The organism is Acinetobacter sp. ABJ-A23_2 (assembly GCF_044538765.1).
Classification (GTDB): Bacteria; Pseudomonadota; Gammaproteobacteria; order Pseudomonadales; family Moraxellaceae; genus Acinetobacter; species Acinetobacter nosocomialis_A.
Genome location: NZ_JBIUCP010000046.1, coordinates 22884 through 29909, shown reverse-complemented (window position 1 = coordinate 29909; position 7026 = coordinate 22884). Strand labels below are relative to the sequence as shown.

Annotated in this window: 8 protein-coding genes and 1 tRNA gene; 7 read left to right on the top strand and 2 right to left on the bottom strand. The window is 37.6% G+C overall.

Translation table 11 applies throughout. The features are described from left to right. The first annotated feature begins 101 nt into the window (after positions 1–101). Together ACH63V_RS14750 and ACH63V_RS14745 are read left to right on the top strand one after the other, a co-directional pair. A complete protein-coding gene (locus tag ACH63V_RS14750; protein WP_130118609.1) occupies positions 102–755 on the top strand; it encodes a hypothetical protein in 654 nt (217 codons plus the stop codon). Between the two features lie 310 nt (positions 756–1065). Then, a complete protein-coding gene (locus ACH63V_RS14745) occupies positions 1066–1419 on the top strand; it encodes a lysozyme inhibitor LprI family protein (RefSeq protein ID WP_396463912.1) in 354 nt (117 codons plus the stop codon). 174 nt (positions 1420–1593) lie between these two features. On the opposite strand, the gene ACH63V_RS14740 is transcribed toward ACH63V_RS14745, so the two are convergent. Next, positions 1594–1669: transfer RNA gene (locus tag ACH63V_RS14740), tRNA-Gly, on the bottom strand. Between the two features lie 63 nt (positions 1670–1732). Then, complete coding sequence (cysS, locus tag ACH63V_RS14735; protein WP_396463911.1) at positions 1733–3154, bottom strand: cysteine--tRNA ligase; 1422 nt, start codon at positions 3152–3154, stop codon at positions 1733–1735. Between the two features lie 214 nt (positions 3155–3368). Between cysS and ACH63V_RS14730 the strand changes: the two genes are divergently transcribed. From ACH63V_RS14730 to lptB, 5 genes are read left to right on the top strand one after another with little or no spacing between them, the layout of a single operon-like run. Next, complete coding sequence (locus ACH63V_RS14730; RefSeq protein ID WP_039248373.1) at positions 3369–4346, top strand: SIS domain-containing protein; 978 nt, start codon at positions 3369–3371, stop codon at positions 4344–4346. Between the two features lie 3 nt (positions 4347–4349). Beyond that, positions 4350–4889, top strand: a complete 540-nt coding sequence (locus tag ACH63V_RS14725; RefSeq protein WP_004709751.1) for an HAD family hydrolase — start codon at positions 4350–4352, stop codon at positions 4887–4889. A gap of 37 nt (positions 4890–4926) precedes the next feature. Further along, entirely contained in the window at positions 4927–5475 is a 549-nt protein-coding gene (gene lptC / locus ACH63V_RS14720; protein ID WP_263613331.1) for an LPS export ABC transporter periplasmic protein LptC, read from the top strand. After that, positions 5459–6007, top strand: coding sequence for a lipopolysaccharide transport periplasmic protein LptA (gene lptA, locus ACH63V_RS14715; RefSeq protein ID WP_263613332.1), 549 nt, complete (start codon positions 5459–5461; stop codon positions 6005–6007). Before lptC ends, lptA begins: the two co-directional genes overlap by 17 nt. Then, the gene (gene lptB, locus ACH63V_RS14710; RefSeq protein ID WP_002051056.1) at positions 6007–6753 is read left to right on the top strand and encodes an LPS export ABC transporter ATP-binding protein; all 747 of its coding nucleotides are present in this window, start codon (positions 6007–6009) and stop codon (positions 6751–6753) included. The genes lptA and lptB overlap by 1 nt, the downstream gene beginning before the upstream one ends. Positions 6754–7026 lie beyond the last annotated feature (273 nt).

The window sequence follows — 7026 nt, the reverse complement described above, 5'->3', positions numbered from 1 at the left end:
AAAAAATTTTTAAAGAGATAACAGAAAATAAAAAGTAATAAGTTTTAAATTTTCAGTGTCTTAGGTTAAGATCTGCTTAAATGATTTACTAACATTAACTTATGAAAAAGTTTAATGAATTCGAACTAATCGGGATTGGAATTGCTCTTTTACTTATTTGTATCATTTTTTCACTTATAGGAAAGCATGTCTTTCATCTTGAAGGGGACTATCTCTCTGCAGCTGCTACTCTTTTCGCAGCTGTTATTGCTTTTATACTTTTTAATGATTGGAGAGATGAACAAGAACATCAAGTATTCACTGAACTTATAAAAACTATTAAACAAGATTATAGAAAATTAAATGACAAATATATTGAAGATTTATATAGCTTGCATGAAATGCTGCACAAGCTTAAATTAAATCAGCCTACACAAGTATTGACGTTTGAAATAATCGAAAAAATTACTTTGTCATATACTACTTTCTCAAGAGTATTTAAAGAAATTCAAATTTCTCTATTAGAAATTAAGGAAATTAAAAGTGACTTTAATAATTTTGATGAAATGTATAAAACGATTACTGATTATGAAGATGAGCTATATAATTCTTATCAGAATGTATGTAATGAAATTCAAAAAATTCCATTTACAAATAACTATGAAGAAACAATTAATAAATTAAAAAATTTTAGAGATCTCGAAAATGACTTGGTTAGTAAACTTTATGTTGAGATTGTTTTCAGTTTGATAGGGAAGTTATCGGCTAAGAGATAAAGGTGCTTTAAGCGCCCTTTTAATTCTTTCTTCTCGACTGCCGTTGCTGCCTTTGAATATTTAAGTTTTCAAGGATAGGGATAACTTCATTTGGATCGTAAAGATATTTCTCATCAGTCCCTTTATTGAATGGGCGAAGCTCATCAATAATCAATTTACGAGACAGGCTATAGCGATCAATTAATCATGCTGCAGTAACTGAAATGATGCAGCTAAATAACTAAAACCTCTGGTAAGAATAAAAGTTGTTTCATGTCATAATTAAAACCTAATGATTCAAATAGTTAGAAATGTGAAAGGTATTATATAAATGAAGAAATTAATGCTTACATTGTTAGTGTTATTTTGTGGGGTTGCTCATGCAGAATGTAAAACTGGCAATGTTTATTCTGATATTGAATGCTTTGAAAAACAGTTAAAAACTGATAAAGCTAAAATGAATAAGATATACAATAAATTAGCTTCAAACTTGGATAGTGAAGGGAAAGCCAGTTTGGAAAATTCCCAAAAGGCTTGGCTTGATTATCGTACAAAGCAATGTTTTGGTTTGATGGGGTATTATGGATCTCAAGCAATGGGAGCAGGTTCACATTTAATTATTTTAAGTTGTGAAGCTGATAAAACTAAAGAACGTCTTAATGAGCTTAAAAGTTTAGATCTTTAAAATAGGTTTTAAAAATTACGGTGTTTTAAATATTTAATTCTAAACCTGCCTTTTAGCGGGTTTTTTTAATACTTAAAGTATAGGTTAGTTGAATAGTCTAATTAATCAAAGCAAATAACTACCAGACAATAAAAAAACCACCTAATTCTTTCGAATTAAGTGGTTTTTAAATTTTGGAGCGGGAAACGAGACTCGAACTCGCGACCCCAACCTTGGCAAGGTTATGCTCTACCAACTGAGCTATTCCCGCAATGTGAGCACATTATAGAGTGTTTCATTAAAGTGTCAACACTCTTGTGATCTAATTGAACGTTTAATCAGCACGACGCCAAACTGTACCTTGACGGGTGTCTTCAAGAACTACACCTTGGTCGAGCAAAGACTGACGAATAGCATCTGCTTTCGCAAAGTCTTTAGCTTTTTTCGCATCAACACGTTGTTGAATAAAATCTTCAATTTCAGCATCAGACAAAGCAAGCGCTTCTTGTCCAATATCTGATTTTAAGAAATCATCTACATTGTGTTGTACCAAACCTAAAATGTTGGTGAGGTGACGTAATGTTGAATAAAGCACAGTCGCTTGGTCAGCTTGCTCTTCTTTTACAGCACGGTTTAACTCTTTGTTGAGTTCAAACAATACCGCCATTGCTTCGGCAGTGTTGAAATCGTCACACATTGCATTGTTAAAGCGTTCAACAAAGCTTTGATCAAGCGTTTCAGTTGTCGTTTGCCCGTATACTTGTTGGTAAGCTTTAAATGAATGGTAGAAGCGAGTTAAAGAAGTTTTTGCTTCTTTAAGTGCTACATCAGAGAAGTTCACAGGACTACGATAGTGTGAAGACACAATAAAGTAGCGGATCACTTCAGGATGGAATTTTTCCATTACGTCACGAATCGTAAAGAAGTTGCCTAAAGATTTAGACATCTTTTCACCGTCAACGTTAATAAAGCCAACATGCATCCAGTAATTTACATACTGTTCACCAGTTGAGGCTTCACTTTGCGCGATTTCATTTTCATGGTGCGGGAACATTAAATCTGAACCACCACCATGAATGTCAAAGTGGTTGCCTAGGCAGCAAGTCGACATTGCAGAACATTCAATGTGCCAACCCGGACGGCCATTACCCCAAGGAGATGCCCAAGATGGTTCATTTTCTTTGGCATGTTTCCAAAGTACAAAGTCAAAAGGATGTTTCTTTTCAACTTCTACATCAACACGCTCACTTGCGCCAGCTTGCATATCATCAAGCTTACGGCCAGAAAGGCGACCATATTTTTCAAATTTGGTGACTTCAAAATAAACATCGCCGTTTGAAGCAGGGTAAGCAGAACCTTTATTGACTAGATTGCCAATCATATTTTGCATCTGCTCAATATATTCAGTCGCTTTTGGTGCTTCGTCTGGTGCTAAACAGCCTAAATTCGCTGCATCTTCATTCATAGCATCGATGAAACGAGTGGTGAGTTGTTGAATCGTTTCACCATTTTCATTCGCGCGTTTGATGATTTTGTCGTCAATGTCGGTAATGTTGCGAATGTAGCGAACTTTCCAGCCTTGACTACGCAAGAAACGGATAATGTAGTCAAATGCAACCATAACTCGAGCATGCCCGATATGACAGTAGTCGTAAACGGTCATACCGCAGACGTACATATCGATGTGACCTTCTTTGCGAGGTACAAATTCAACTTTTTTTCGTTGCTCAGAGTTATATAAAACAAACGGTTGCATAAGGGTTTTCAAACACTCAACAAAAATAGTGTTACATCATAACTGATGCATCATTTTTAAAAAAGTTTTATGCATTAATTTTATAAGCTTGTGAAATCTTATACATTTAAAAACGTGTAACTGATTGAGTTATGCTAGAATGCCCCCAAATCTTTTGATTAAAATCACCGATCTCAATTGAGAGATCAGATCAATTATTTTGAGTCAAACTCGTATGCCTAATCCTACAGATTTCCAAAGCAGTGCATTAGCTACATTGCGTATTGAGCAACAAGCCATAGATGTATTAGCAACACAAATTGATGACCGTTTTAACCGTGCTTGCGAAGTACTGTTGCAGTGTAAAGGTCGTGTTGTGATTACAGGGATGGGTAAATCTGGGCATATTGGTCGAAAAATGGCGGCAACATTTGCTTCTACAGGTACGCCGTCTTTCTTTATGCATCCTGGTGAAGCAGGCCATGGCGATTTAGGCATGCTAGTTCGCGGTGATGTACTTATTGCAATTTCCAACTCAGGAAAAAGCGATGAAATCATGATGCTGATGCCGCTGATTAAACATCTTGGCGTACCGATGATTACCATTAGCCGTGATGATAAAGGCCCAATGCCGCAAAATGCTGATATCGCTTTAACCTTAGGTGAGTCAGATGAGGCTTGTCCTTTAGGCTTGGCACCAACTTCAAGTACGACAGCGACTTTGGTTCTAGGCGATGCTTTAGCGGTAGCCTTACTTGAAGCACGTGGTTTTACTGCTGATGACTTTGCGCGTTCGCATCCGGCAGGTGCATTAGGTAAGCGTTTACTTCTACATGTAAAACATTTAATGCATACAGGTGAAGAGTTACCAAAAGTTTCACCTGAGACTCCAATGAATCAAGTGCTTTATGAGATTTCAAATAAGCGTTTAGGTTTAACGACAATTGTTGATGAACAAGACCACTTGCTGGGTATTTTTACAGATGGGGACTTACGTCGTCTCATCGATAAACAGCAAGGGTTTGATGTGAATTTACCTGTGTCTGAAGTAATGACAAAAAAACCGTCAACTATTTCTCAAGAAGCACGTGCTGTAGAAGCGTTACAACAACTTAACCAGAAAAAAATCAGTCAGTTTGTGGTGGTCGACGACCAAAATAAAGTGATTGGTGTAATTAGTATGCATGATCTTATTCAGGCAGGGGTGAATTAATCCATGGCATCGTATGCATTGTTAGAACAAGCACGTCATTTGCAGGCATTGGTTCTGGATGTTGATGGTATTTTAAGTGATGGCTTTGTGACATTAACCAACACGGGCGATGAAATTAAGTCATTCGATATTCGTGATGGTTTGGGTATGAAACTTGCGCAACAAGCAGGTATGAAAGTCATCATTATTACTGGACGAAAAAGTAATATCGTCGATAAACGCATGTCTGACTTAGGTGTTGATTTAGTTTTTCAAGGTCGTGAAGATAAAGGCTCAGCACTTCGCGAAGCTTGTGCACAGTTTAATATTTTGCCTTCAGATTGCTTATATATGGGCGATGATTGGCCAGATCTTTCAGCCTTTGCGATTGCCGGAATGAGTGTTACGGTTCCAAATGGACATGAAGAAGTACGCCGCCGTGCGCACTTGGTGACCCAAGCCATGGGTGGTCGTGGAGCTGTTCGTGAAGTCTGTGATATGTTGCTGATCGCAAAAGGCATTTACCAAGAACTTCTTGAAAAATATCTTGCAGTACCGCATTAATAACAAGATTACTTAAAAAGGTAGGCTATTCCTGCTCATGGATACCAGAGTTTTATATATTGTTGCTGTAGTCGTTGCTGCTGTGAGTGGTGGTTACTACTACTATAGTGGCAAGGCAAAAAAACTGGACATTGGTTCGGCGAAGAATATGACTTATTCGGCGCAGGGCGTCCATTTGACTCAAACTGATGACAAAGGCAATTTGTATATTCGTGCTGAAGTTCGTCAGCTTGAGCAGGATATGCAACAAAAAACGTCAAAGTTGGATCAACTTAATGCCTCTATGTATAAATTAGGTAAAGTTGATGCAACATTCTTTGCTAAACAAGCTTATGGCTATGATGATAATCAAAAGGTTGTTTTATCGGGTGATGTGGTCGCAACCAAGATTGCACCACAAGGAACAATTGAGTTCCAAACCGATGAATTAACTGGTTATCCAAAGACTCGAGATATTGAAACAAATCATCAAGTGATTGTTCAATCTCCACAAGGCGAGTTTGTGAGTAAAGGATTAAAAGGCAATTTGAATAACGGTCAGTACGAATTTTTTAATATTCGAGGAAAGTATGCACCAAAGTCTTAATTTAAAACGTTCTTCAGCTTTCCTAAAACAAGCTGCGGTAATTACATTCGTTGCTTTATCATCTGCTTCGACTTTTGCTTTGCCGTCTGACCGTAATCAACAAATTTCATTGGTCGCAGACCGTGCAACTTATAATGACAAAACTGGTTTGACGACTTACACGGGTAATGTTGTGATTGAGCAAGGTACGATGAAGCTTCAAGCTGATTCAATTGTTGCGAATCTAAACTCGAAACGTGAAATTCAAGTGATTACCGCAAAAGGTCGTCCAGCTAAGTTCCAGCAGCAAATCAGTGCTAATAAAGGCGTTGCACGTGGTGAAGGGCAAACGATTGTCTATAATGCAGACACAGGCATTATTACTTTGTCTGGTGGCGCATATTTATATCAAGATGGTTCAAGTATTCGTGGTAACTCTCTGAAATATAGTATGAATAAAGGCGACGTTGAAGCTCAAGGTTCTACTTCAAACCGCGTACAAATTATTATTCCACCTTCAAGTTCTAAAAGTTTCCCAGGAGCGCGTGACTAATGCAGCAAGCTCTTCAACAACCGCAAACTTTGTGTATTAAACACTTAGCCAAAAACTATAGTAAGCGTTGGGTTGTCAAAGACGTCTCTTTTAGTATGCAAAGTGGACAGATTGTTGGTTTGCTTGGTCCTAACGGTGCCGGAAAAACGACCAGTTTCTATATGGTCGTTGGACTCGTGCGTATGGATAAGGGCGAGATTCATCTGGATGACTTGGATATGTCAGACCTGGCGATGCATGAACGCGCGCGTAAAGGTATTGGTTATTTACCTCAAGAAGCTTCTATCTTTAGAAAATTGACGATTGCTGAAAATATTATGTCGATCTTAGAGACGCGTAAAGATTTGAATAAGCAGCAACGTCAACAACGTCTTCATGAGTTGCTCAATGACTTTAAAATTAGCCATATTAAAGACTCATTAGGAATGAGTGTGTCGGGTGGTGAACGCCGCCGTGCGGAAATTGCGCGTGCTTTGGCAGCAGACCCTAAATTTATGCTCTTGGATGAACCGTTTGCTGGTGTCGACCCAATTTCAGTGGGTGATATTAAAGATATTATCCAGACTTTAAAAGACCGTGGCATTGGTGTACTCATTACCGATCACAATGTACGTGAAACTTTAGCGATCTGTGAGCGTGCTTATATCGTAAGTGAAGGCTCAGTGATTGCTGAAGGCACACCACAAGAAATTTTAGACAACGAACAAGTACGTAAAGTCTATTTGGGTGATGATTTTACAGTTTAATTAAAGTCATTAATCTAATTGGTTAAAAAGAGGTCAAGGCCTCTTTTTTGTTTTTTGATGTTTTATAAATAAAAACAACTACATATACCACTCATTTAATAAAAAAATAATGTGTGATTTATTCGACCAATTATGCTGTTTTCATTGAAAAACTATGTAGAATGGAGATGCTTTTAAACGATAACAAACAAGATCAACAAGATAAGCATGATTGGATATAACCAAAGAAGAGTAGAAGGGAAATGTAGAAAGCAGGCTTTCCTGAAAGGGCTG

Excerpts from the sequence above, each read along its gene's own strand:
- lptB (WP_002051056.1), top strand. The coding sequence starts at position 6,007 with ATGCAGCAAGCTCTTCAACAACCGCAAACTTTGTGTATTAAACACTTA.
- ACH63V_RS14750 (WP_130118609.1), top strand. The coding sequence starts at position 102 with ATGAAAAAGTTTAATGAATTCGAACTAATCGGGATTGGAATTGCTCTT.
- ACH63V_RS14730 (WP_039248373.1), top strand. The coding sequence starts at position 3,369 with ATGCCTAATCCTACAGATTTCCAAAGCAGTGCATTAGCTACATTGCGT.
- ACH63V_RS14725 (WP_004709751.1), top strand. The coding sequence starts at position 4,350 with ATGGCATCGTATGCATTGTTAGAACAAGCACGTCATTTGCAGGCATTG.
- cysS (WP_396463911.1), bottom strand. The coding sequence starts at position 3,154 with ATGCAACCGTTTGTTTTATATAACTCTGAGCAACGAAAAAAAGTTGAA.
- lptC (WP_263613331.1), top strand. The coding sequence starts at position 4,927 with ATGGATACCAGAGTTTTATATATTGTTGCTGTAGTCGTTGCTGCTGTG.
- lptA (WP_263613332.1), top strand. The coding sequence starts at position 5,459 with ATGCACCAAAGTCTTAATTTAAAACGTTCTTCAGCTTTCCTAAAACAA.
- ACH63V_RS14745 (WP_396463912.1), top strand. The coding sequence starts at position 1,066 with ATGAAGAAATTAATGCTTACATTGTTAGTGTTATTTTGTGGGGTTGCT.